This is a genomic window from Thioalkalivibrio sp. ALE14, assembly GCF_000376845.1.
Classification (GTDB): Bacteria; Pseudomonadota; Gammaproteobacteria; order Ectothiorhodospirales; family Ectothiorhodospiraceae; genus Thioalkalivibrio.
Genome location: NZ_AQXY01000031.1, coordinates 269,473 through 293,784 on the forward strand (window position 1 = coordinate 269,473; position 24,312 = coordinate 293,784).

23 protein-coding genes are annotated in these 24,312 nt (G+C 67.7%); 13 read left to right on the plus strand and 10 right to left on the minus strand.

The annotated features are described in order from the left end of the window. Window positions 1-28: 28 nt before the first annotated feature. Complete coding sequence (locus F572_RS0114180) at window positions 29-466, minus strand: nucleoside deaminase (RefSeq protein WP_026142974.1); 438 nt, start codon at window positions 464-466, stop codon at window positions 29-31. 107 nt (window positions 467-573) lie between these two features. Further along, window positions 574-1,047, minus strand: a complete 474-nt coding sequence (locus F572_RS0114185) for an aminoacyl-tRNA deacylase (RefSeq protein ID WP_017941611.1) — start codon at window positions 1,045-1,047, stop codon at window positions 574-576. A gap of 116 nt (window positions 1,048-1,163) precedes the next feature. Between F572_RS0114185 and F572_RS0114190 the strand changes: the two genes are divergently transcribed. The 7 genes from F572_RS0114190 to F572_RS0114220 all read left to right on the plus strand — a co-directional run bounded on the left by F572_RS0114190 (window position 1,164) and on the right by F572_RS0114220 (window position 7,259). Continuing rightward, window positions 1,164-2,168, plus strand: a complete 1,005-nt coding sequence (locus F572_RS0114190) for an LLM class flavin-dependent oxidoreductase (protein WP_026142975.1) — start codon at window positions 1,164-1,166, stop codon at window positions 2,166-2,168. Window positions 2,169-2,253: 85 nt separating this feature from the next. Beyond that, window positions 2,254-2,787, plus strand: a complete 534-nt coding sequence (locus F572_RS0114195; protein ID WP_017941613.1) for a macro domain-containing protein — start codon at window positions 2,254-2,256, stop codon at window positions 2,785-2,787. Next, window positions 2,784-4,196, plus strand: a complete 1,413-nt coding sequence (locus tag F572_RS0114200; RefSeq protein ID WP_017941614.1) for a nicotinate phosphoribosyltransferase — start codon at window positions 2,784-2,786, stop codon at window positions 4,194-4,196. The genes F572_RS0114195 and F572_RS0114200 overlap by 4 nt, the downstream gene beginning before the upstream one ends. Beyond that, a complete protein-coding gene (locus F572_RS0114205) occupies window positions 4,189-4,767 on the plus strand; it encodes an isochorismatase family protein (RefSeq protein ID WP_017941615.1) in 579 nt (192 codons plus the stop codon). Before F572_RS0114200 ends, F572_RS0114205 begins: the two co-directional genes overlap by 8 nt. After that, complete coding sequence (locus tag F572_RS0114210) at window positions 4,760-5,377, plus strand: phosphoribosyltransferase (RefSeq protein WP_017941616.1); 618 nt, start codon at window positions 4,760-4,762, stop codon at window positions 5,375-5,377. The genes F572_RS0114205 and F572_RS0114210 overlap by 8 nt, the downstream gene beginning before the upstream one ends. A 319-nt stretch (window positions 5,378-5,696) precedes the next feature. Further along, a complete protein-coding gene (trpB, locus tag F572_RS0114215; RefSeq protein WP_017941617.1) occupies window positions 5,697-6,893 on the plus strand; it encodes a tryptophan synthase subunit beta in 1,197 nt (398 codons plus the stop codon). Window positions 6,894-6,992: 99 nt separating this feature from the next. Continuing rightward, entirely contained in the window at window positions 6,993-7,259 is a 267-nt protein-coding gene (locus F572_RS0114220; RefSeq protein WP_017941618.1) for a DksA/TraR family C4-type zinc finger protein, read from the plus strand. A gap of 322 nt (window positions 7,260-7,581) precedes the next feature. Here the strand turns inward: F572_RS0114220 and F572_RS0114225 are convergent, their stop codons facing one another. Continuing rightward, entirely contained in the window at window positions 7,582-7,887 is a 306-nt protein-coding gene (locus F572_RS0114225) for a hypothetical protein (RefSeq protein ID WP_017941619.1), read from the minus strand. Between the two features lie 126 nt (window positions 7,888-8,013). Between F572_RS0114225 and F572_RS0114230 the strand changes: the two genes are divergently transcribed. The 5 genes from F572_RS0114230 (at window position 8,014) to F572_RS0114250 (ending at window position 13,225) form a co-directional block, all read left to right on the plus strand. After that, window positions 8,014-8,949, plus strand: coding sequence for a histone deacetylase family protein (locus F572_RS0114230; protein WP_026142976.1), 936 nt, complete (start codon window positions 8,014-8,016; stop codon window positions 8,947-8,949). Between the two features lie 154 nt (window positions 8,950-9,103). After that, the gene (locus F572_RS0114235; RefSeq protein ID WP_017941622.1) at window positions 9,104-10,723 is read left to right on the plus strand and encodes a BCCT family transporter; all 1,620 of its coding nucleotides are present in this window, start codon (window positions 9,104-9,106) and stop codon (window positions 10,721-10,723) included. A 154-nt stretch (window positions 10,724-10,877) separates the two neighbouring features. Beyond that, window positions 10,878-11,450 carry a CPBP family intramembrane glutamic endopeptidase gene (locus tag F572_RS0114240; RefSeq protein WP_026142977.1) on the plus strand — a complete coding sequence of 191 codons (573 nt, stop codon included), beginning with the start codon at window positions 10,878-10,880 and terminating at the stop codon, window positions 11,448-11,450. Window positions 11,451-11,537: 87 nt separating this feature from the next. Beyond that, window positions 11,538-12,830 (plus strand): ferric reductase-like transmembrane domain-containing protein, encoded by a 1,293-nt coding sequence (locus F572_RS0114245; RefSeq protein ID WP_017941624.1) that lies wholly within the window; start codon window positions 11,538-11,540, stop codon window positions 12,828-12,830. Continuing rightward, a complete protein-coding gene (locus F572_RS0114250; RefSeq protein WP_017941625.1) occupies window positions 12,827-13,225 on the plus strand; it encodes a cytochrome b5-like heme/steroid binding domain-containing protein in 399 nt (132 codons plus the stop codon). Before F572_RS0114245 ends, F572_RS0114250 begins: the two co-directional genes overlap by 4 nt. 280 nt (window positions 13,226-13,505) lie before the next feature. Here F572_RS0114250 and F572_RS0114255 read toward each other — a convergent pair whose 3' ends face one another. Continuing rightward, window positions 13,506-14,783, minus strand: a complete 1,278-nt coding sequence (locus F572_RS0114255) for a bifunctional diguanylate cyclase/phosphodiesterase (RefSeq protein ID WP_017941626.1) — start codon at window positions 14,781-14,783, stop codon at window positions 13,506-13,508. Between the two features lie 57 nt (window positions 14,784-14,840). Continuing rightward, the gene (locus tag F572_RS0114260; RefSeq protein ID WP_017941627.1) at window positions 14,841-16,088 is read right to left on the minus strand and encodes an HD-GYP domain-containing protein; all 1,248 of its coding nucleotides are present in this window, start codon (window positions 16,086-16,088) and stop codon (window positions 14,841-14,843) included. 189 nt (window positions 16,089-16,277) lie between these two features. Between F572_RS0114260 and F572_RS0114265 the strand changes: the two genes are divergently transcribed. Continuing rightward, window positions 16,278-18,419, plus strand: coding sequence for a DUF1631 family protein (locus F572_RS0114265; protein WP_017941628.1), 2,142 nt, complete (start codon window positions 16,278-16,280; stop codon window positions 18,417-18,419). 16 nt (window positions 18,420-18,435) lie between these two features. Here the strand turns inward: F572_RS0114265 and F572_RS0114270 are convergent, their stop codons facing one another. From F572_RS0114270 to amrS, 5 genes are all read right to left on the minus strand, one after another. Further along, entirely contained in the window at window positions 18,436-20,772 is a 2,337-nt protein-coding gene (locus F572_RS0114270) for an HDOD domain-containing protein (RefSeq protein WP_017941629.1), read from the minus strand. Window positions 20,773-20,916: 144 nt separating this feature from the next. Then, entirely contained in the window at window positions 20,917-21,297 is a 381-nt protein-coding gene (locus F572_RS0114275) for a DUF2237 family protein (RefSeq protein ID WP_017941630.1), read from the minus strand. Window positions 21,298-21,379: 82 nt separating this feature from the next. After that, window positions 21,380-22,411 (minus strand): DUF2235 domain-containing protein, encoded by a 1,032-nt coding sequence (locus tag F572_RS0114280; protein WP_017941631.1) that lies wholly within the window; start codon window positions 22,409-22,411, stop codon window positions 21,380-21,382. Window positions 22,412-22,482: 71 nt separating this feature from the next. After that, window positions 22,483-23,019 (minus strand): Hsp20/alpha crystallin family protein, encoded by a 537-nt coding sequence (locus F572_RS0114285; protein WP_026142980.1) that lies wholly within the window; start codon window positions 23,017-23,019, stop codon window positions 22,483-22,485. Window positions 23,020-23,165: 146 nt separating this feature from the next. Next, the gene (amrS, locus tag F572_RS0114290) at window positions 23,166-24,272 is read right to left on the minus strand and encodes an AmmeMemoRadiSam system radical SAM enzyme (RefSeq protein WP_017941633.1); all 1,107 of its coding nucleotides are present in this window, start codon (window positions 24,270-24,272) and stop codon (window positions 23,166-23,168) included. Window positions 24,273-24,312 lie beyond the last annotated feature (40 nt).

Sequence of the window (24,312 nt, forward strand, 5' to 3'; positions counted from 1 at the left end):
GGCGCGACTCTTGCGCCGGCTATCCGGCTCAGTGGCCGATGTCCTCGTGCCACAGCTCGGGGTGTGTCTCGATAAACGAACGCATCAGTTCGCGGCAGCCCGGGTCCTGGACCACGTCCACCTGGATGCCGTGGCCGCGCAGCCAGTCCTCCTCGCCCAGGAACGACTCGTTCTCGCCGATCACGACCCTGGGAATGCCGTAGAGCACGATAGCCCCGCTGCACATCGCGCAGGGCGACAGCGTCGTGTAGAGCGTGCACTCGCGGTACACCCGCGCCGGCTGGCGCCCGGCGTTGTCCAGGGCATCCATTTCCGCGTGCAGGATCGCGCTGCCCTGCTGCACCCGCCGATTGTGGCCACGCCCGATCACCTTGCCCCGGTGCACCAGCACCGAACCAATGGGGATTCCGGCCTCGCCCAGCCCCTCGCGCGCCTCGTCCAGCGCCGCCTCCAGAAACGGATCCATCGTCGTCATACGCTCGCCTGCATCCGCGTGTTGACCTCGGAGAGACGGTAGCCGAATCGCCCCCCGGGCGAAACCGCGCGGGCGCTGCCCCGGCGCTCGGGTCCCGTTCAGATGTGGGCAGTGAACTGGCCGCGGCTGGGCTGGCCAAGGAGGTAGAGGAAATCCGCCTCGCGCAGGTGGACAAGCGATTCGTGATCGCCGGCCTCGAAGTACACGTCGCGCTGCTGCAGCAGGCTTTCGTCCACCAGGGTCTCCAGCCCGAACGCGGGACCCAGGGCGGGGATCGCGCCACGTTCGCAGTCGGCGAACACTTGGGCCACCTCGTCCTCCGTGGCCAGGCCTACGTGCTCGCCCAGGAGGCGGTGCAACTGGCCCAGCTTTACGCGGCGGGTCGCGGGCACGATGGCGAGCCGGTAGCGCCCACCCTCCTCGACCAGCAGGACGGCCTTGGCCACGGCGTCGCCCGGCACATGGGCGGCCTCGGCCGTGCGGCTGGCGGAGTCGGAATGCGGATGGTGCACGAGCTGGTAGGTCACCGCGTGCTCGTCGAGAAAGTCGTTCAGGGTCCTGGATATACTCATGGCACGCCCTCCTGGCGGGAAACACGGATCAGGGTTTCCGCGCCTCCCTTCGACTATAGACCCCGTGGGGATTGCCGGCGCCTGCGATGCTGCGGCACACCAGTACAATCGGGGCCATGACCGCATTCTCCATCCTCGACCTCGCCCCGATCACCGCCGACGCCAACGCCACCCAGGCGCTGCACAACACGCTGGATCTCGCTCGGCACGCCGAGGCCCTCGGGTTTCATCGCTACTGGCTGGCGGAGCATCACAACATGCCCGGCATCGCCAGCGCCGCCACGGCGGTGGTGATCGGTCAGGTGGCGGCCGCAACCCGCCGCATCCGGGTCGGGGCCGGCGGGATCATGCTCCCGAACCACGCCCCACTGGTTGTCGCCGAACAGTTCGGCACACTGAACGCCCTGTATCCGGGGCGCATCGACCTCGGGCTGGGCCGCGCCCCCGGCACCGACCCGACCACTGCCCGCGCCCTGCGCCGTGCCCCGGACATCGACCCCGAGCAGTTCCCGCAGGATGTGGCCGAGGTCCTGGGCTATCTGGACGACCCGCAGCCCGACCAGCTGATCCGCGCCATCCCCGGGGCCGGTCAGCACGTGCCCGTCTGGATCCTGGGGTCCAGCCTGTTCGGCGCGCAGCTGGCCGCCCGCATGGGCCTGCCGTACGCCTTCGCCTCGCACTTCGCTCCCGGCCACCTGATGAACGCACTGGCGCTGTACCGCGACCAGTTCCGCCCCTCCGCCTGGCTGGACCGCCCCTACGCGATGCTCGGCTACAACGTGTACGCCGCCGACACCGACGACGAAGCCCGCACCCTGGCGAGCTCCATGGAGCAGGCCTTCATCAGCCTGCGTCGCGGGCGCCCGGAACCGATCCAGGCCCCTGTGGAGGGCTACCGCGAACAACTCGACCGGGCCGAACGCGCCATCGTCGAGCAGACCATGGCCTGCTCCGCGATCGGTTCGCCGGACACGGTGGAGACCCAGATCCGTCAGTTTCTCGAACAGACCGGCGCCGACGAACTGATCGTCACCACCTCCACGTTCGATCACGCGGCGCGGCGGCGCTCGCTGGAATTGACCGCGGCGGTCCGCGACCGGCTCGCCGGGGCGGCTCGCTGAGACGCGGTTCACCCGATTGGGACGAGTGCCCTATGCTTGGAACAGGGGCCGGCCAGGCCACGAGGATTCCGGACAAGGGGAACACATGCGGGTCAAGGTTCACGGCGTCACCATCGAATGCACCACCGGCGACATCGCCGCGCAACGCGACATGGATGCGGTCGTCAACGCCGCCAATGCCTGGCTGCGACCGGGCGGTGGTGTGGCCGGAGCCATCCACCGTGCCGCCGGCCCGGGGCTGGAGCGGGAATGCCAGCCCCTGGCCCCGATCGAACCGGGCCAGGCCGTCCTGACCGACGGCCACAACCTCCCCAACCGCTTCGTGATCCACTGCCTCGGGCCGGTCTACGGGCATGACGAACCGTCCAGCCGTCTGCTGGCCGCCTGCTACCGCAACGCCCTGCTCCGGGCGGAAGAGGCCGGAGTCTACGGCATCGCCTTTCCGGCCCTGTCCACCGGGGCGTTCGGTTACCCCATCGAGGAGGCCGCCCGGATCGCCCTGCAGACGGTCATCGACGCCACCCCGCGTCTGGACGCCGTCGGCCACATCCGTTTCGTCCTGCACACCGAGGCCGACCTCGACATCCACGCGCGGATCCTGGAAGAGCTGACGGCATGACCGGGCCCGGGCACACAACCGCCCCGAACCCCTCTGGCCTGGCACTGTTCACCGACCTCTACGAACTCACCATGCTCCAGGCCTACCACGAGGAGGGCCTGCACGAACCCGCGGTCTTCAGCCTGTTCGTGCGCCGCCTGCCGCACCGCCGCAACTACCTTCTGGCCTGCGGGCTGGACACCATCCTGGAACAGCTCGAAGGCCTGCGCTTCAAATCATCGGATCTCGACTACCTGGTCAGCCTCGAACGCTTCTCCGACCAGTTCCTGCGATGGCTTGAGGACTTCCGCTTCACCGGATCGGTCCACGCCGTACCCGAGGGCACGCCCGTCTTCGCCAACGAACCCATCCTGGAGGTCACCGCCCCGCTCCCCGAGGCCCAGCTGATCGAGACCCTGGTGATGAACCAGATCCACCTGCAGACGGTTCAGGCCAGCAAGGCCGCCCGGCTGGTGACCGTCGCCGAGGGCCGGCGAGTGGTGGACTTCGGGGCCCGGCGCATGCACGGGCTGGATGCGGCGGTGAAGGGGGCGCGAGCCTTCCACGTCGCCGGCGTCGCCAGCACCTCCAACGTGCTGGCGGGCAAGCGGTACGGCGTACCGGTGAGCGGCACCATGGCCCACAGCTACATCCAGGCGCACCATGACGAATCGGAGGCCTTCGCCGCCTTTGCCCGGCTCTATCCGGAGACCGTGCTGCTGGTCGATACCTACGATACGCTCGAAGGCGTGCGCCGGGTCATCCAGCTGAGCCAGGAGCTGGGCGACGACTTCCGTGTACGCGCCGTGCGCCTGGATTCCGGCGACCTGGGAGCCCTGGCCCGACAGACCCGGACGATGCTGGATGACGCCGGGCTGCAACGGGTCGGGATCTTTGCCAGCGGCGGGCTCGACGAGTACGCCATCGGCGAGCTGCTGGCGGACGGTGCCCCGATCGACGCCTTCGGCGTCGGCACCAGCATGGGTATCTCCACCGACGTGCCCGACCTGGACATCGCCTACAAGCTGGCCGAATACGCCGGCGAGGGCCGCTTGAAGCTCTCCAGCGGCAAGCCCATCCTGCCAGGGGCCAAACAGATCTTTCGCCGCCATCAAGACGGCCTGTTCGCGGGCGACATCATCGGCCGCCAGGACGAAAACCAACCCGGGGAGCCGTTACTGCAGCCGGTGATGCGCGAGGGCCAGCGCCTGCCCGCGCATCCTCGCGACCTGGACGTGCTGCGCAACCACGCCGCGCACCAACTGGAACAACTCCCCCCCGCGATCCGCGCCGTCGAGCCCGCGGACACGCCCTACCCGGTGTCCGTCAGTCCGGCACTACAGGCACACCAGGATGCGGTCACCCGCACCGTCCGGGCCCGATATGCGGCATCGGGCCAAGGGACACACGGAGGAAATGCCAATGACTGAAAACCCACGCGATCACCTGCAAACCGGGGACGCCTTGCTGGTCGTCGACGTGCAGAACGATTTCTGCCCCGGTGGCACCCTGGCCATCGACCACGGCGATACCGTGATCCCGGTCCTCAACCGCTGGCTGGACGCGGCGGCTGCACTGGAAATTCCGGTCTACGCCTCGCGTGACTGGCATCCAGCCGGACACCCCAGCTTCGAGGAACAGGGCGGCCCCTGGCCTCCGCACTGTCTGCAGGACGCTCCAGGGGCCCGATTCCATGCCGACCTCGCCCTGCCTGCGAACACGATCAAGGTCACCAAGGGGGTCCGTTTTGATCACGACCAGTACTCAGCCTTCGACCAAACCGGTCTGGGAGAGGAGCTGCGCAAACGAGGCGTGACGAGGATCTGGCTGGGCGGCCTGGCCCTGGACGTCTGCGTGGCCGCAACGGCGCTGGACGCGCGCAAGGAGGGCTTTGCTGTTCACCTGATCCCGTATGCCTCGTTGCCGGTATCGCCGGAAGGCGGCACGGAGGCCCGAATGCAGATGAAAGAGGCGGGCGTGGAGATCGCAGCGCATGGCTGAACCCAGCAGGATACCGGTCCAGCTGATCACCGTGGACGAGGTGGTCCAGGCCGCCGACGACCTGGCGCGGCAGATCCTGGCCAGCGACTTCCGTCCGGACTGTATCGTCGCCATCGCCCGGGGGGGCTTCATGCCGGCCCGCTTCCTGTGCGACTTCCTGCGCGTGCACAAACTACTCAGTCTCAAGGTCGAGCACTACACCTCGGGGGCCCGGGAAAAACAGGCGGCCGCGGTCACCGTCCCGCTCGCCGGCGACGTGCGCGGCGAGCGGGTCCTGCTGGTGGACGACGTCAACGACTCCGGGGATACCCTGGTGGCCGCCCGCCCCCACCTGGAGGGCTTCGGGCCGGCCACGGTGCGCACCGCGGTGCTCCACGAAAAGGCGGGCACGAGCTGTCGCGCGGACTTCCACAGTCAGGCCGTTCGGGAATGGCGCTGGATCCTCTACCCCTGGGCCGTCATCGAGGATGTCGGCCAGTTCGCCCGCGAGATGGACCCGCCCCCGGCCAGCCCCGCCGATCTGCACGCCCGCCTGCAGCGGGACTACGGCCTCGCGCTGAGCACCGCCGAGCTGGATCGCGTGATCCGCTACAACCGACTCGACTTCTGATCGCACCGCGTTCGAGACCCCATCGCCGCGCACCCCCCGTCATTGCGAGGCCTCGCAGGCGTCACGGCAATCGGATGGAGGCACCACCGGATCCTCCGGGCCCCAGGAACCACCGGGGCCAACCCGGAGATCGCCGCGGTGCTGCGCGCCTCGCGATGACGGCGCGCATCTGCATCATGGCGAGTACCGCGTCAGTCGCCACCGGTTGCCGGTCCGACAGCCCGGGCTTGGCATCCCGCGCCGGGCGAAGGATCATACGCCCTGGCGTCCGCGCGGCCGGACGCCCCTGATCGCAACCCATCCAGCAACGAGACCGCCCATGTCGTATCTCAAGGATTTCCCCAACCCGGAAGGCTACTTCGGCGAATTCGGCGGCGCGTTCCTGCCGCCGGAACTGGAGCCGCATTTCGCCGAGATCAACCACGCCTACCGGACCCTCGCCCGCTCCGGTGATTTCCTGAACGAGCTGCGCTACATCCGCAAGCACTACCAGGGGCGTCCGACGCCGGTGTACTACGCCCACAACCTGAGCCGCTCGGTGGGCGCGCACATCTTCCTCAAGCGCGAGGACCTGAACCACTCCGGCGCGCACAAGCTGAACCACTGCATGGGCGAGGCCCTGCTGGCCAAGCACATGGGCAAGAAGAAGCTGATCGCCGAGACCGGCGCCGGCCAGCACGGCGTGGCCCTGGCCACCGCCGCGGCCTACTTCGGCATGGAATGCGAGATCCACATGGGCGAGATCGACATCGCCAAGGAGGCCCCCAACGTCACCCGCATGAAACTGATGGGGGCCCAGGTGGTGCCCGTCTCCTTCGGCGGTCGCTCGCTGAAGGAGGCCGTGGATTCCGCCTTCCAGTCCTATCTCTCGCAGGCGGACGAGGCGCTGTTCGCGATCGGGTCCGTGGTCGGGCCGCACCCGTTCCCGCTGATGGTGCGCAACTTCCAGTCCGTGGTGGGCATCGAGGCGCGCGAGCAGTACCTGGAGATGAGCGGGGGCGAGCTCCCCGATCACGTGGTCGCCTGCGTCGGCGGCGGTTCCAACGCCATGGGCATGTTCGCCGGCTTCATCGAAGACGAACCGGTGCAGCTGAACGGGGTGGAGCCCCTGGGGCGCGGCACCAAGCTGGGCGAGCACTCCGCCACCATGACCTACGGCAAGCCGGGCATGATCCACGGCTTCAAGTGCATGCTGCTAGCCGACGAGGAAGGCAACCCGGCCCCGGTCCATTCCATCGCCTCCGGCCTGGACTATCCCGGCGTCGGCCCGGAACACTCCTACCTGAAGACCACCGAACGCGTCGCCTACCACGCCATCAATGACGACGAGACCCTGGACGCCTTCTACCAGCTATCGCGTACCGAGGGAATCATCCCGGCGCTGGAGAGCGCCCATGCCGTCGCCTGGGCCATGAAGCACGGCCGCGAGAACCCGGGCACAACCATCCTGGCCAACCTTTCCGGACGCGGCGACAAGGACATCGACTACGTTGCCCGCGAATTCGGCCACGGCTGATCCCGCTCCCCAGCGGACCCGGACAGCCAGCCCCGCGGAACTTCGCGCCCCTTGGTGGCAGTCTCAATCCTGTTGGCCACCCCGAGGCGAGTACAGAAAATGGCAGGTGGATGGGCGAAGGATGGCGCGGAGCAGGAGCAGATCGACCACACGGTCGAGGATGCCCTGCAGCGGGTGCGCAGCCAGATCCCGGCCGGCGAGAGCCTGGCGGAGTGCGAGGAGTGCGGCGCACCGATTCCCGAAGGTCGGCGCCGGGCCCTGCCGGGCGTTCGCCTGTGCGTGACCTGCCAGGAGGCCCGGGACAGCGAACAGCAGGCCACGGGCCCCTACAACCGGCGGGCCTCCAAGGACAGCCAGCTGCGCTAGGGAAACACTGATCAATGTACGCACTCGCGTTGGTACCCCAGGTTTTCCGAGACCAGGCGCGTCGTGCAGCGGGTAGTGGTTCTACCCGCCCGTTTTTGATGACTTCGGGGCGCAACGCAGGATCGGGGAATCTGGGGTGCCAACCCCGCGAGCCATTGAAAGCAGGGGCTCGGCCGCCCGTTGTTGATCAAAAACGGGCGCGCGCACGGCGTTGCGGCTCCCTTGTGCAGAATGACTGCACGGCCGTCACTGCGCCTTGTTCGCACGCAAAAGCGACTCGAGCGCGAGCGTGTACATTGATCAGTGTTTCCCTAAGGCTCTTCTACAGGTACTTCATCCGCGCCCGCAGGGCCGCCGGATCGGAGACCACATCCTTCAGGCTGCCCCCATCCCCGGCGCTCCCGATCACCACTCCCTTGCCGGAGACCGGGATCACGCTGTCGATCTGAAAGCGCCCGGTGGTCCCGCGCAGGAAGCACTCCTCGTCGAAGAACAGGCGATCACCGTCGGGCCCGATCTCGTCCGACTCGAGCGTCTCGTACCCGATCAGCCGCGCGATGTCCTCGCGGCCCTCGACATCCACCGCTTCGATCGTCTGCTGCTCCGGGTCAATCAACAAGGCCTTCATTCGGTTCCCCTCTGCCTGGACGGTTCAAGTGGCTCCTACCGTACCGGCCCCACCTCCGCAAGACCACCGCATCGACAACTCCCACGCCCCCTATACTCACAACAGGTGCCCGGCGGAGACCTTCGCATGACCCAGACGGCCTACATCTCGCATCCCGACTGTCTCCTGCATGATCCGGGACCGCACCACCCCGAGCGGCCGGGGCGCCTGCACGCCGTGCGCAACGCGCTGCTCGACGAAGGCCTGCTGGAAGGCCTCTGTCTGCTCGACGCCCCGCAAGCGTCCGACGCGCAACTGCAGCGGGTTCACACGCCGGCGCATGTCGCCCGGATTCGCGCCAGAGCCCCCGCTACTGGGGAAACGGCCATGCTCGACCCGGATACCGCCATGGGCGCGCATTCCCTTGGGGCCGCCCTGCGTGCTGCCGGTGCCGGTATCGAGGGCGTGCGTGCCGTCATGGAACGAGAGGCGGACAACGTCTTCTGCGCCGTTCGACCGCCCGGCCATCACGCCGAACGCGACCGCGCGATGGGCTTCTGCCTGTTCAACAACGTGGCGGTGGCGGCCGCCCATGCGCTCGAACACTACGCACTCGCGCGCGCCGCCATCGCCGACTTCGATGTCCACCACGGCAACGGCACCGAGGACATCTTCCGCGACGATCCGCGGGTGCTCTACTGCTCCAGCTTCCAGCACCCGTTCTATCCCGACACGCCCTGCGCCGAACGCGACCATCTGGTCCACACCCCCCTTGCCGCCGGCACCGACGGCGCGGGCTTTCGCGCGGCGATCGAGCGCGACTGGCTCCCGGCGCTGGATCGTTTCGCACCCGAGCTGGTGCTCGTCTCGGCCGGATTCGATGGCCACCATGACGATCCCCTTGCGGGCCTGGCCCTGGTCGAGGACGACTTTGCCTGGGTCACGCAGATGCTTGCCGGGGTGGCAGCACGACATGCCGGTGGGCGCCTGGTCTCCATGCTGGAGGGCGGCTACGACCTCCCCTCCCTCGGACGCAGCGCGGCGGCCCATGTCCGTGCGCTCTGCGAGGCACCCCGGTACTGAGGCCGAGGAAGGCGGATCCCGCGCATCACGCCGGCAAAACGAGGAGCACACAAACGCTTTTGCATTCTGGTTTTTCACCGTCTTTAATCCACGGAGTTGCCGTGCCGACCCGTTGGGCGGGCAACGCAAAAAAACAAGATCCAAGGAGGCGAAGGTGAGCGAGAATCCGCAAGACCTCGAACAGCAGAAAAAGGAACTGCAAGCCGAATACGACACCGACCACGAGATTGGCGAGCAGAACATCAACCCGCTGGGACTGGACCTGCACAACCCGGTCTTCGCGGTCAGCGCGCTGCTGATTGTCGTATTTGTCATCCTGTCCCTGGTCTTCCCGGAGCAGGCCAACGAGAATCTTGACGCCACGCGCCAGTGGATCGGCCGTACCTTCGACTGGCTGTTCCTGTCGGCCGGCAACATCTTCGTCCTGTTCTGCCTGGCCCTGATCATCCTGCCCATCGGGCGCATCCGCATCGGCGGGCAGGATGCCAAGCCGGAATTCTCGGTGATCTCATGGTTCTCCATGCTGTTCGCCGCCGGCATGGGCATCGGCCTGATGTTCTGGAGCGTGGCGGAACCGGTCGGCTACTTCACCGAATGGTTCGGCACGCCACTGGGCATCGAGGGCGGGACCGAGGCGTCCCGGCAGGCCGCCCTGGGCGCCACCATGTATCACTGGGGTCTGCACCCCTGGGCGATCTATGCGGTCGTCGGCCTGGCGCTCGCCTTCTTCGCCTACAACAAGGGCCTGCCGCTGACCATCCGTTCGGCGTTCTATCCCATCCTCGGCGAACGGGTGTGGGGGCCGATCGGCCACGTGATCGACATCCTCGCCGTACTGGCCACCATGTTCGGCCTGGCCACCTCGCTGGGCCTGGGCGCGCAGCAGGCCGCCTCGGGCATGGAATTCCTGTTCGGCATCGATGCCGGCCTGAACACGCAGGTCGCCATCATCATCGGCGTGACCATCATCGCCCTGCTGTCGATCATGCGCGGCATCCATGGCGGCGTGAAGGTCCTCAGCAACATCAACCTGCTGTTCGCGGCCCTGCTGTTGCTGTTCGTGATGGTGGCCGGGGGCATCCTCGCCTTCCTCGCCAATGTCGGCACCACCGTCAGCGGCTACGTCCAGCACATCATTCCCCTCAGCAACCCGGTCGGGCGCGAGGACGAGACCTTCTATCACGCCTGGACCATCTTCTTCTGGGCCTGGTGGATCTCCTGGTCACCGTTCGTCGGCATGTTCATCGCGCGGGTCTCCCGCGGCCGCACCGTACGCCAGTTCGTGACCGCCGTACTGCTGGTGCCAACCCTGGTCACCGTGGTCTGGATGAGCGCCTTCGGGGGTTCCGGGCTGGCCCAGGCGCGGGACGGCATCGGGGCCCTGGCAGACGGCATCTCCGACTCCTCCCTGGCCCTGTTCCAGATGCTGGAGCACCTGCCGTTCACCGCCATCACCTCGTTCCTGGCGATCGCCCTGGTACTGGTGTTCTTCATCACCTCCTCGGACTCGGGCTCCCTGGTGATCGACGCCATCACCTCGGGCGGGAAGACCGATGCCCCGCAGTCCCAGCGCCTGTTCTGGGCCACCACCGAGGGCGTGGTCGCCGGGGTTCTGCTGGCGGTCGGTGGCGCCGCGGCGCTCAGCGCCCTGCAGGCCGGCGCCGTCAGTACCGGTCTTCCGTTTGTCATCGTGCTGCTGCTGATGTGCGTCAGCCTGATGAAGGGGCTGTTCCACGAACTGGCCCTGATCCGCATCGAGGAGGCGAAGACCTGACGCCCGCCTTCGCCCGGGTCGCCGCCACCGGCCATCCAGGTGCTAACCCGCCCCCGCCCGGCCGCGGCCGGGCGGGGTTTTTCGTTTCGGGACAGCCGCCCCCGGAATCGGGCATCCTCTCGCGGATGGACCCGCATGCCCCGCCATTCCTTACATGAGCCTGCGTCACGCGATCGCGAGACACCCATTGCTGGCCGGCCTGGCCTTTCAGGCCGCACTGATCCCGGTCGCCCTGATCCTGGCTCGGGTGGCTGGCATCCCGCTCGCCGAGCGGACCGACTGGACCCTGGAGGCCGTGGCCCTTGGCGCCCTGGCCGTGCTCCCCATGCTGATGCTGCTGGGTGCACTCGCGATCAGCGGCTGGGAGCCCTACCGCGCACTGGCCGACCAGGTGCGGGATTTCGTGCATCAGTTGTTTCGCCATGCCCTGCCCGGTGCCGTACTGCTGATCTCCATCCTCGCCGGCGTGGGCGAGGAGCTGCTGGTGCGAGGCGTGCTCCAGGGCTGGCTGACCGAACGCTGGTCCGCCGAGTGGGCCATCGTCGGCGCGGCGGTGGTCTTTGGACTGGCCCACTCCATCAGCCGCCTGTATTTCGTGTTCGCCACGATCATCGGGCTGTACCTCGGAGTCCTGTACCACCTGACCGGCAACCTGCTGGTGGTGATCGTCACCCACGCCCTGTATGACTGGATCGTGATCCACCTGTACCTGCGGTCGCGCAGCTGACCCCAGCGGCCCGCCACGCGCTCGAATTGCGCGCCCCTTCGGGCACGACGCATACTCGATGAATGCCCGATCGCGACCGACCCCGTGATGCGCTCCGCCCGCGTTGGTGAGCTGACGCTCGCGCTGCTGATCCTCCTGCCGCTGGCGGCCAGCGGCCATCTCGCGCCGCCCGGGGCCGACCCGACGGCGATGCTCTACTGGCTGGCCCGAGTCACCGGCGTGCTCGCACTTACGCTGATCCTGCTGGCCGCCATCCTCAGCTTCCGCATCCCCGGGCTGGATCGCTGGTTCGGCGGGCTGACCCGGCTGTGGTCCATCCACCACGTGCTCGGCTGGGCCGGGTTCGTTCTGGTCCTGAGCCATGTCTGGCTGGTGGCCGCAGGGGGCCTGACTACGTCGGTGGCCGCCGCCACCCATCGCCTGTTCCCGCCACTGGATCACGGCGCCATCTGGGCCGGCTGGGCCGCGCTACTGGCCCTGCTCGTGTTCCTCGCGCCTACCTTCAAGTTCTTCGGCGAACCCGGCTACGCGCGCTGGAAACGCCTGCACCTGATCTCGGCCGCCGCCCTGGTACTGGCCCTGGTGCATGCCCTGGCGCTGGCGGCTGTCGCCTGGCCCTGGTGGCTGTTCGGGGCACTGGCCCTGGCCGCGATCCTCTGGCGCAAGCTGCTCTCGCCCCGCATGGCGGGCCGCTACCGGGTGGAGGCCGTCGACTCGCTCGGGCCCGACCTGGTGGAGTTGCAACTGGCGCCGGTCACCGGAACGCCCATGGCGCACCAGGCCGGACAGTTCGTCTACCTGACGCCGCAGGACCCGACACTGGCCAGCGGCTGCGGCGAGGAACACCCCTATACGCTGAGTTCCGCGCCCGGGGCCAGACACCTGCGGATCGGGGTCAAGGCCCTGGGCGATGCCACCCGCGCCCTGCAGCGGGTCCGGCCGGGCAGCGAGGTCCGGATCGAGGGACCCTATGGCGACTTCCTGCCACGCCACCCCCAGCCGCGGCCTGTGCTGTGGGTCGGCGCGGGGATCGGGATCACCCCGTTCGTCGGCGCCGTGCGCGCCATGGCCGAGCGCGGGGAATCACCGCATCCTTCCGTGCGGCTGGTCTACGCCGTGAACACGCGTGGCGACGCCCACTTTGCCGACGAACTCGAGGCCCTGGCCGCGAACCTGCCGAACCTGTCCCTGGCCATCCACGAGCGCAACGCATCCGGCCTGCTCGACGCCGCCTGGCTGCGGGACCAGTGCCCCGACCTCGAGCGGCACGAAGTCTGGATCTGCGGGCCCGCCCCCTTCGATCGCCATCTGCGGATGATCCTGCGCGCGCAAGGCGTGCCCCGCCGGCGCATCCACTCGGAGGCCTTTCACCTGCTATGACACCCCTCGGCCGCATTGCCTACACCGTACTGGTGGCGTTCATCGCCAGCCTGCTGACCCTGCTGGCCATCGACTGGCTCGGACCGGCCCCCGATTCCATATCCGAGGCCCCGCACATCGAGGAAAGCCCTGCGATACGGGTAATCAACATGGAAGAACTCGACCGGCACGACCAGCCCGACGACTGCTGGATGGCGATCCACGGGCAGGTGTACGACTTCACCGATTACCTGCCCCGCCATCCGACGCCGGCCCATCTCCTGCCCCCCTACTGCGGCACGGATGCCAGCGTCGGCTGGGACACCAAGGGCATCGGCCGCCCCCACAGCCCGCGCGCCCGCGACATGCTGCCGGACTACCGGATCGGCGTACTGGCCGCCGACCCCACGGACTGAACGGGCGTGCTCACCCCGCGCCTAGGGAAACACTGATTCATGTACACGCTCGCGCTCGAGTCGCTTTTGCGTGCGAACAAGGCGCGGCGACGGCCGTGCAGTCATTCTGCACAAGGGAGCCGCAACGCCGTGCGCGCGCAAAAGCGGCCGAGCCCCTTCGGGGTTGGTACCCCAGGTTCCCCGATCCTGCGTTGCGGCCCTTGCCGGTAGAACCACTACCGGCTGCGCACCGCGCCTTGTCTCGGAAAACCTGGGGTGCCAACGCGAGCGTGTACATGAATCAGTGTTTCCCTAGACGCTTGCCCGACCCAACCCTCTCCATGAACTGCTCCAGGCGAGCGGGCCGGCCGAGGTGGAACCCCTGCACCAGATCGCAGTCCAGCTCGCGCAGGCGCACCTGGGTCTCGGCATCCTCCACCCCTTCGGCCACCACGCTCAGCCCCAGCTTGTGTCCCAGGCCGATCATGGACTCCACAATGCGCTCGTGGGGCGGGCTGGTCGTCAGTTCATGGACAAAGGTCATGTCGATCTTCAGCTCGTCCAGCGGCATACGCAGCAGACGATCCATCGAGGAATAGCCGATGCCGAAGTCATCCATGGACACCCGAAGACCCAGATCCTTCATGCTGTGGAGCGCCTCGCGCGCCTCGGCATCATGGCTTTCCATCACCGCAGTTTCGGTCAGCTCCACGGTGACCATTTCCGCTGGAACCCGCCACAGCTCCAGGGACTGGGCCACCAGATCGACCACCTCGCGCTCCCGCACGTCATCGGCGGAAAAGTTCACCGACACCCCTGCGTCCAGCCCGGCCTGACGGTATTCCGCGCACTGGCGAAGCGCCGTATTGAAGACCCAGTGGGTCAATCGGGGCATCAGGTCCGTCCCCTCGGCGGCCGCGATCATGGTGTCCGGGCGAATCGCGCCGTACTCCGGGTGGTCCCAGCGCAGCAGGGCCTCGACCGACTGCAGGCGTCCCGTCGCCAGCGCGACCTGCGGCTGGTATTCGAGGTGCAGGCTCCCCGCCTCCACGGCCTGCCCCAGCTGTGACCACAGATCCACGCCTTCCAGCAACGATGCGGTGGCCTCCGGGGCGTAGCGGCGCAGGCGTTCGCGCGCCCGCCGGGCCTGGCGCAACGCGGCATAGGCGTGCGTCAGCAGTTCGTCCGGACGACCACCGTTCGGCGGGGCCAGGGCAAACCCTGCGCGCGGCCATAGCAGTACTTGCCGTTCGCCCACCGCGAAGGGTTCGCTTAGAACCCGCAGTACCTTGTGTACCGCCAGCTCGGCGAAACCGCTCTCCGCGACGTCCGGGAATGCAGCACCCAACTGATGCCGACCGGTAATCCCCACATGGGCGTCCGACAACTCGGCCTGCAAGGCATGGGCCGCGCGGCGGATCAGATCATCGGTCACCCGGTAGCCCAGCGCCACATCCACATCGCCCAGCCCTTCCAGACCGATTACGGCGACCGCGGGTCGAGGGCTCTCGCCACCCGACCGCGCCACCAGCGCGTCCAGGGCATCGAGGAAATCCGGGTACTCGTGCCAGTCGCCCATCGAACCATCCCAGCCGCCGCGCCACGGTGGCGCGCACTACGGATTAACCATGTCTATTCAAAGATAATAGCGCGCCGGGTCGATCCCGTAGGCACCGTCCGGCAAATCCCGCCGGATCTGGCGCCTGGCCCCTTCGGACTCCGGGTCGCGCGCCCCCAGGTCCAGCTCCCGAGGATCCGGATACGGTACATGCGAGGGGTCCAGGATCCGCATGACGCGGGGCATGAATCGCTGGGTACGGCGATGGCTGAGCACAATGGCCACCTCGCCATTGTCCAGTTCGACCAGGCTGCCGACCGGGAAAAGCCCCACGCAGTGGGTGAACTGATCCACCAGGGCCGAATTCAGGCCCCAGCGCGCGTTCTCGCGCAGTTCCTTCAGGGCCTCGTACGGGGTCCGGACCAGGGTCCTGCTCGCCAGCATCTCCTCGTAGGAATCGACGATGGCCGCCATCCGCGCGTAGGCACTGATCTGGTTGGCCACCAGCCCGCGTGGATACCCGCGGCCGTCCTCGCGCTCATGGTGCTGGGCCACGATCTCGCGCACCCCTTCGGGAATCCCGTGGGAACGGTCCAGGATCGCCTCGCCATACTCGACGTGGCGATGCATGGCCCGACGCTGATCGGGCGACAGTCGCTCGGCGCGACCCGGCTGCGCCCCGGGCATCTGCATCTTGCCGATGTCCATCAACAGTCCCCCCAGCCCGAGAATCGACAATGCCGCCCGATCCAGTCCCAGATGCCGCCCCAGTGCCAGCAGGTGGATCGAAACCTTCAGCGAATGGTCGTACAGGGCATCGCCGGAATCCCGCAGCCGCGCCAGCAGCAGCAGGGCATCCGGATTGCGCTCCACGCTCTCGCGCAATGCCTCGGAGGCCTCACGGGCCGTTGCCACCCGCACGCCTGGATTGCGCTCCAGCGCCGCGCGGATCTGCTCCAGAACGCCTTGTGCCACCGCGTGCGCGGCCTTCGCAGTCGGGAGCTCCTCCTCCACCGAGCAGTGATCCCGATAGACCGTCATTCCCCGAAACTGCGCGCTCTCGGCCTGGCGCAGCGCCTCCGCCGCCTCCGCGGGTGCGGCACTCTCCCCCGGCAGGCGGCGCAGAGAATCCGGAGCGCTTTTCTCCAGGTCGACAAACACGCGTGCGCAATGACGGGCCAACTCGTCAATATCGTCCTGCGAACGGATCTGAATACCCTCGAACAGGTAGGGCGTCTCCAACCACGGACGGTCAAGCTGGCAAACGTACATGCCAACCTGCAGATCCGTCACCAGAATCTCCTGCTGAATCACACTCCAGGGCATAAGGTGTTCTTCCGCGACGAAAAGACGCCAGAAGCAAACACCATAGCGCTACGTCACGGCACAGGCCAGCGCGTTAGTGCGGCCGCCGTGAGGCGTTAGGAGGAATGCGGCCCAACCCGTGCAAAATTCACCGTTTTAGGGGACCATGAGCCCATTTCGACGGCCACCCTGCCCCCACGGAGTCACCGCATGCCGCTCGACCGGGAACCCACCGTCGGCTCCGCCAGCCGCAGCCTCGCCGCCGCCGGCAAGTGGACGGGCATGTCCGGGCTGTCCATCGTCCAGCGCGAACAGCTGGCCGAGATGGTGGTACCGCGCGTGGTGGAACACCTGGAACGCTGCGTGGCGACCACCCGCATGGAATGGGAGGCCGGTCGGGCATGGGGCAATTCGGCCCAGAACACGCTGATGTGGGCCAACGACTTCCGCATGTTCGAGAAGCGGCTGATCCGTGACTTCCAGGACACGCTGATGGACGACTTCCGCTCCAGCGAGTACCCGCCGCAGTACGAGTTCTCCGGCGTCGCCTTCGCCGAACAGGACGATGGCCTGGCAATCCTCGACGACTACCAGTCCAGCCGGCGCTCCCTGCGCCACAAACTGGAAGGCTCGATGCGGGAGAACAACCGCTATTCGCATTACGTCTTCACCCAGGCCGCACAGGAAAAGAACCGTTTCGAGCACCCCAACTGGGCCCCGTGGTCGCCGCTGCACTGGTACGAGCGCCTGATCGAGATCGGCGAGCTGTACTTCGGCAAGACCGACATGACCCTGGACCTGATGCGCTCCTACCTGGACTGCATGCAGAAGACCGCGGCCCCCACCCTGGCCTTCGTCGTCGAGGCGGTCGAACACTGCGGCCTGATCACCGAACCGCGCGCGGCACCCGAGTCCAGCGAGACCCTGCGGCGCAACGCCTCCTGGAAGCGGCTGGCCGGCGCCCGCGACGACGATGCACGTCCGGATGCCCCCGACGGGGACGGAGAGGATGCATCCGCGTCCTCCGGCTGGCGACCCTCCACCCGCAAGACCGAGGTAGACGAGGCGGCGCGAATGCCGGATACCGAGGCCGACCCGGCGCAATGGGCCGCGTGGGCCTCCAACATGGTCCAGTCGCCCGTGTTCCGGCCTGTCGGCGGCAACGGCGGTGTGGGTGCCGCGCCCGGCACGGACACCGGCGCGTCGATGACCGCATTCGTGATGCCCTCCGATCAGCCGGACCCCCGTGCCTCGCTGATGCCCTTCATCCATGACCTGTTGCAGGGGCTGTTCGATCACATCTTCCGCGAGGTCGGCTTCAACCCCGCCGTACGTGCCGAGATCGGCGAGATGCAGTATCCGCTGGCCACCGCCGTCATCCGCGATCTCGGGTTCTTCCGCGACCGTTCGCACCCCCTGCGCCTGTGGATCGGCAGCCTCATCAATGTCGCCATCCGCATCAATCCGGAATCCGAACCCGACGGCGAGGACGTGGAGCGCTACCTCGGCTGCATCCGGCGTTCCATCGAACACCTGCGCAACCAGGCCGACCGGCTCGACCGCGATGGCGCCGAAGTGCTGATGAACCAGTTCCTCGAAAGCGTGGAAAACGAGGACACGCTCTGGCATGAACGCCAGATCACCCAGATCGATCTGCCCCACGCCGAGGAATGGGCCGAACAGGCACGGCGCAACCTCGCGCTGGCGGCACTGGAGACCGGCGCCGACCTGCCGGAGAGCGCGGCCGAGGAGATCTTCCAGTCCTGGGAGACGGTCCTGGCCGTCGAGCACGATGCCGGAGAGGCCGGAGAGGCCCTGCATCGCGTACTGCGCCAGGTCGTGCGCCACATCTGCAACATGGCCACCGCGGCCGAGGTCAATCCGCTGGTGGCCGAGGCGAAGGAACACGCGCGGGCCGCGGGTCTGGGGGACGATCGCATCCGGGACCTGGTGCAGCATCTGGGCAAGGCGCACCTCTTCCGTCTGCGGGCACCGGACGACGCTGAACGCTTCGACCCGCGCGCGCGCCTGCAGACCCGCGAGTCCGTGCGTTACGAGGACGACGACCCGACACTGGATCAGGACCGCGACGACGACCATGTCTTCGCCGCCATCGGACTCGATGTCGGGGACTGGTTCGAATTCTCCGACGAGGAGGGTCAGAATCCGCGGCGGCTGGCCCTGATCTGGCGCGGCGACACCACGCGCCGTTTCTTCTTCCTGTCCCTGGACGGCGTACACGCCCGCCGCCACAGCCTGCAGGGGGTCGCCCAGGAGCTGCGTCAGGGCCGGATGCGCGCCCTGCCGGAAGACAACCCGCTGGACGCCATCATCGAGGCGCCCGCCAGCTGACGCCGGCCGGCACGGGTCAGTCGCGGGCCTGCCGGATCGCCAGTGCCAGCTGGTTGCGCACCGCCTTCAGGGCCCGCAGAACCGTCGGTTCCAGCTCGGCCCCCTCCGGCAACTCCAGGTACAGCAGCCCCACGCAGTGCTCCCGCACCGCCAGCGGCAACAGCAGGAAACTGCGCGCGTCCAGCGCCTGCCGGAACTCGTCCGGGATGTAACGGCTGATCGAGGCCTCGTGGCTGTCGGTGATGACCAGGTCCTTTTGCTGCTGCAGCGCCAGCGCCAGGATATCCCCCTGGCCCGAAACCGACAGCCGCAGCCGCCCGGACAGCGTCTCGGCGTCCTGCCCGAAGGCGGTGTGCGCCACCAGGACCCGGTGCTCGCGATCGGCCAGCATCAGCATCACGCGGCGCAGACCCAGGGTTCGGTACAGACTCTCGAGGGTCGTCTGGACCAGCGCATTCAGGTCGAAGTCACCCACCATGCTGTCCAGCATGTCGGTCAGGGCCTCCATCAGCGCCGCGGCCTGCGCGCCCGGATCGTCCGGCGCCTGCGTCACCGGCTCTTCGCTGCCCTCATCGGACTCGAGCGCCGTCGGACTCCCCTCTTCGAGCCGAACGCCCAGATTGGCCTTCAAGCGGTTCAACGGTTCGCGGCCTTCCGGCGGCAGCTTGACCACCGCCAGGAAGTGATCCATGTGCTCGCGCCCCGACTTGATGGCCCGCTGCATGCCACGGGCATCCACCCCCAGGGCATGTTCGTAGCGCTTGCGCAGATCCGTCAGTAAGCCCCCCTGCTGCTCCCGATCGGCCTGGGTAATGCACTGCCCCATCTCCGAGGCCAGGGTCACGATGCGGTGCAGGCGCTGGTCGGCATCCCGGGCCGCCGGCAGAGTGCCGGACGGCGCCCGTTCGACCGTCGTGATGATCTCCCGGGGAAAATTCCAGTCCTCCAGCACACTGCGCGCCAAAGCCTCGTAGGACAGTCCCAGCACCTGGCGGGCGGCGCTACCCTCGCCCGTGCCCTGGCCCACGCGAATGCGGATCTCGTCCGCCTCCTCGGGCAGGTAGTACAGCACCAGCATGCGCCCGATATCGTGGAACAGGGCGCAGACAAAGGCCTGCTCGCTCTCCACCCCGCCGACCTGCTCCGCCAGGTCCCGCGCCAGCATGGCGCTGAACAGCGTGCCGACCAGGGCCTCCATCAGGCGCCCGGAATGACGTCCGCCCTTCAGGTTCTCGAACAGCACCAGCCCGAGCGCCGCCGTGCGCACCTGTTCGAAACCCAGCAGCACGATCGCGCGCGAAACGGTGCGGATATTGCCGCCAAAATTGCTGTAAAAGGGCGAGTTGGCCAGCCGCAGCAGCTTCTGCGTAGTGGCATAGTCCTTCAGTACCGCGTTCGACAGCTCGGCCACCGAGCGCCTCATGGTGTCATCGGAACACTGGGTGATCTCGCGGATGTGACTGGAGATCCCGGGGAAGTCGGGCTTGCGCCGGATCTTTCGCAGGATGAAGTCCTGCGACCCGCCCTCTGCCGGACCCTCACCCTCCACGGCCGCCAGTAACGCCTCGCGGAACTCGCGCGCCGAGGCAAAGCGTTCCGCCGGATCCGGCCGGGTTGCCCGCAGCACCAGGGCATCGAAGCGTTCGTCGCCATTGCCGGTACGACCGGACGGCGGCTCCAGCGCACCCGCCTGCATCGACTGCCGGATCGTCTCCGGACGGTCACCGGCGAACGCGCGCTCGCCGGTCAGCATCTCGAAAAACAGGGCCCCGAGCGAGAACACGTCAGAGCGTTCGGTGGCCGCCTCTCCCGCCAGCTGTTCCGGTGCCAGGTAGTAGGGGGTATCCGGCAAGTGGCTCTCGCCGCGCGCGGCGGCGTCGGGCAGGGCCATGCCCAGTCCGGTGATACGCGCATGGCCCTCGGGGTTCACGGTCACGTTGGCCGGCTGCAGCGCCCCGTGCAGAATCCCCTGCTCGTGAGCCGCCGCCGCGGCATCCAGCAACTCGCGCATCAGCGCCAGGGCACGGTCGATGGGCAGGGCGCCACGCGCCAGGATCTGGTCCAGGGTTTCGCCCTCGATGTACTCGAACACCAGGTAGACGCCCTGGGGGTAATCGCCCGCCTCGAAGATCGGTGCGATATTCGGGTGCCGGAAGCGACTCAGGCGCCGCGCGTCCGCCAGCAGCGCCTGACGGGCCGCGGCATCCGCCGCGGGATCGGTCAGCGTTCGAATCGCGACCTGGCGATCGAGTACCGGGTCGTGCGCCACGTAGAGCCCGTCGCGCGCACTGGCACCCAGCGTCCGCGTAATCCGGAAACGTTCGATCTCGGGAACGGTCACCCGGTCAGCCATGCGCCGGCACCCCGGTGCGCACTCCACCCCTGTCCACAGGGCCCACTGTCAGCCCCGGCATATACGGATCCATCCGCCTTCTCCCTGTGTTTCATCCATCCGCCCCGGGGTCACCCCACCCCGGGCCTCGCGCGAAGGACCGCGTCAGTCGGCCGGATCGCGCGCGTGCTCCTTCAGGATATCCAGCGGAATGACCGCCAGGGTCTCCTCGTGCGTTGCGCGCAGAAAGACCCCGGGCGCCGCCCCCGCCCGATAGGCCTCCAGCCAGCGCGCCGCGCACAGGCACCAGCGGTCGCCGGTCTCCAGGCCCGGAAAGCCGAACTCCGGCACCGGCGTCATCAGGTCATTCCCCTGCGCCAGGGAGAAATCCAGGAATTCGCGGGTGACCTCGGCGCACACTGTGTGCATGCCCTGGTCATCGTAGCCGGTGGCACACCGGCCATCGCGGTAAAAACCCGTGACCGGGTCCCGACCGCAGGGCTCGAGTGCCCCGCCGAACACGTTCTTCGAGGGAAAAGGCTGCATTGAAGGACTCCCGGTTCGATTGGCCTACAGGATAACGGAGACACCCCCGGTCCATGCGAGCGACTACTCGGCCCGCGGGAATTCAGTCGGCATCGGGCCAGCCCCATTCGACCAGATGCGCCCGCAGATTGTCCGGACGATAGCCGGTGTCCTGTTGATACCGCTCCAGCACGCTGGGATGCAGCTCGGTCGGATGACCGGGCAGGTGCAACGGCCGCCGATGGCGCCGGCGCAGGCGGTAGATGTGCCGCCGCGAGCGATGCAACGGTGCCAGCGGGTCGGGCCGCAGGTGATCCACCAGGTGCGGCTCCGCCTGCAGCCCGGCCATCCGTGCCTGCTCGACCATCCACGCCAGCGGCACCTCGGACGCAAGCCGGCCGTCACCATCCGGCGCGTAGCCACCCCCTACATCGGCGTGCACACCGCTGAACCAGATCTGTTGCAGGTCCAGCCCGGGGCGTGGATCCCACAGGGTCGGCTCGAAGTCGGCGCGGGTCTCGTCGATCGCCATCGCGTGGCGGGCGATGCGGACGTTGGGGCCCAGCTTGGTGTCGTAGAATTCGTCGGTGCGGTCCAGCAACCCCAGCAGGGAGAACGGGATGCCCAGGGCCCCGACCGTATCCCAGACCCCGACAAAGCGGATCTCCCGCGAGGGATGCGCATACGCGGCCCGGAACTCGCGCGACGCCTTTCCCTCCGGCGCGTGGCTGGCCCCGACCTTCTTGTAGTGACGGAAGGCCTGCTCGATCAGGCGCGCATCCGGGCGCTTCAGGATCCCGCAGTTGTTAATCAGACCGCACAGGCTACGCACGGTGTAGGCACCGCGGCTGAAGCCGAACAGGAAGATCCCGCTACCCGGCGCATAGTTCTGGACGATGTAGCGGTAGGCGTCCTGGATGTTCTTGTGGATACCCCGGCCGGTCACGCCGCCCGTGATCTTCGCGTAGTACGCCCCCACGCCCCAGTCGTAGAAGACCTGCTGCGGGTCGCCACTGGCATCCACCGGCGCGATGGCGCGCGCCAGGCGCAGCACGTTGGTCGGCACGTCCGACTCGACGTCCTCCTCCGGGCGATTCCAGGTCCCGTCCGCACAGATCACGATCCGTCGTGTCATTCGCCAGCCTCACATCCTGTTCGCGAAGGGACGCACGACCCTGCCGGGCGCAGGGGGCGGGCCGCACCCGTTCAGGAGCCGATCTCGATGCGGCGCACCCCCGGGCGGGCATCTTCCTGGCGCCGGGGGATATCGATCTTCAGCACGCCGTTCTTGAACCGCGCCTGGATCGCATCGACATCCGCATCCCCCGGCAGACTGAGGATCCGGCGAAACTGCCCGTAGGCCCGCTCGACCCGATGATAGCCTTGGTCGTCGTCCTCCGTGTCCTGGCGCTTCTCGCCTGAAATGATCAGGTCATCGCCGTCCACCGTCAGGTCGATCGCGTCCTCCTCGATACCCGGCACCTCGACGGTAATCCGGTAGGCCTTGCGGCTCTCGGCGATGTCCACGCTGGGCCTGAGCAGCAGCGAGGCCGCGTCGCGCCCGCGTGCCCCGAGTGCGGCGCCAAAGAAGTCCTCGAACATCCGGTCCATCTCCCGATGCATGCGCATCAGGGGGTCGCGCATCGGCACATCGGACGCCTCCCGACGGGCGGGCACCACCTCCGGGCTCTCGGTCTCCTCGCGCTTGAACCAGTTCCACGGCTTGAGCTTTTGCAGGTCCATGATCATCACCTCCGTTACCAACCAGATCCTGTCTATTGGAGTAACTAGGTCGCGGCGAGGGACTTTTCAAGACCGGCGCATCACGCCCGGCAAGACGCTGACCGAATCGAACGCGCGCTTGATCCAGTCCGCGCCCCGCGGATCGTTCAGGCCCTGCGGAAATCGGCCAGTCGTACCGGCTGACGCCGCGCACCCCAGTCCCCGGGGCGGGACTCGAAGACACCCGGCACCGACGCCCCGCAGGCGTTGCAGCAGCCATCGGCAGTCAGGTTCCAGTCCGACAGTTCATACCAGTCACGACCGATCAGGCGTTGCCCGCAGCCGGCGCACCAGCTGCTCTGGCCGTCGGCGTCATGCACGTTACCGGTGTACACATGATGCAGGCCCTGCTCGCAGGCGATGCGGCGCGCCCGCTGGAGGGTCTCGATCGGCGTGCGCCGGTGCTCCGTCATCTTGAAATCCGGATGGAAGGCCGTGAAGTGCAGCGGCACATCCGGCCCCAGGTGCTCCAGAATCCAGTGCGCCATCGAGGCGATCTCCGCATCGCTGTCGTTCTCGTCGGGGATGAGCAGCGTGGTGATCTCGACCCAGGTATCGGTCTCGTGCACCAGCCACTCCAGGGTGTCGAGCACCGGCTGCAGATGCGCCCCGGTCAGCTTGTGATAGAAGCGCTCGGTGAATGCCTTCAGGTCCACGTTCGCCGCGTCCATGGCGGCAAAGAATTCGCCGCGCGCCTGCTCGGTGATGTAGCCCGCCGTCACCGCCACCGTGCGGATGTCCCGCGCGCGGCAGGCCGCCGCCACGTCAATGGCGTACTCGTGGAAGATCACCGGGTCGTTGTAGGTGAAGGCCACCGCGCGACAACCCAGCGCCTCGGCGGCACGTGCGATGGTCTCGGGATCGGCGCGATCCGCCAGGGTGTGGATCTCGCGTGACTTGCTGATGTCCCAGTTCTGGCAGAACTTGCAGGCCAGGTTACAGCCCGCCGTGCCGAACGACAGCACCGGGCTGCCCGGCAGGAAATGGTTGAGCGGTTTCTTCTCGATCGGGTCGACGCAGTAGCCGGAAGATCGCCCGTAGCTGGTCAGCACCACGGCATCGTCGAGATTGGCGCGCACGAAACAGGCCCCGCGCTGCCCGGGCTTCAGCTTGCAGTAGCGCGGGCACAGGTCGCATTGCACGCGCCCGTCCTCCAGGCTATGCCAGTAGCGCGTGGCCACCGTGAAGGCGTCGTGTTGAGGGGTATCGTTCATGTCCGTTCCGGCTCGTGGTTCTGCCCTTGAATATGAGGAC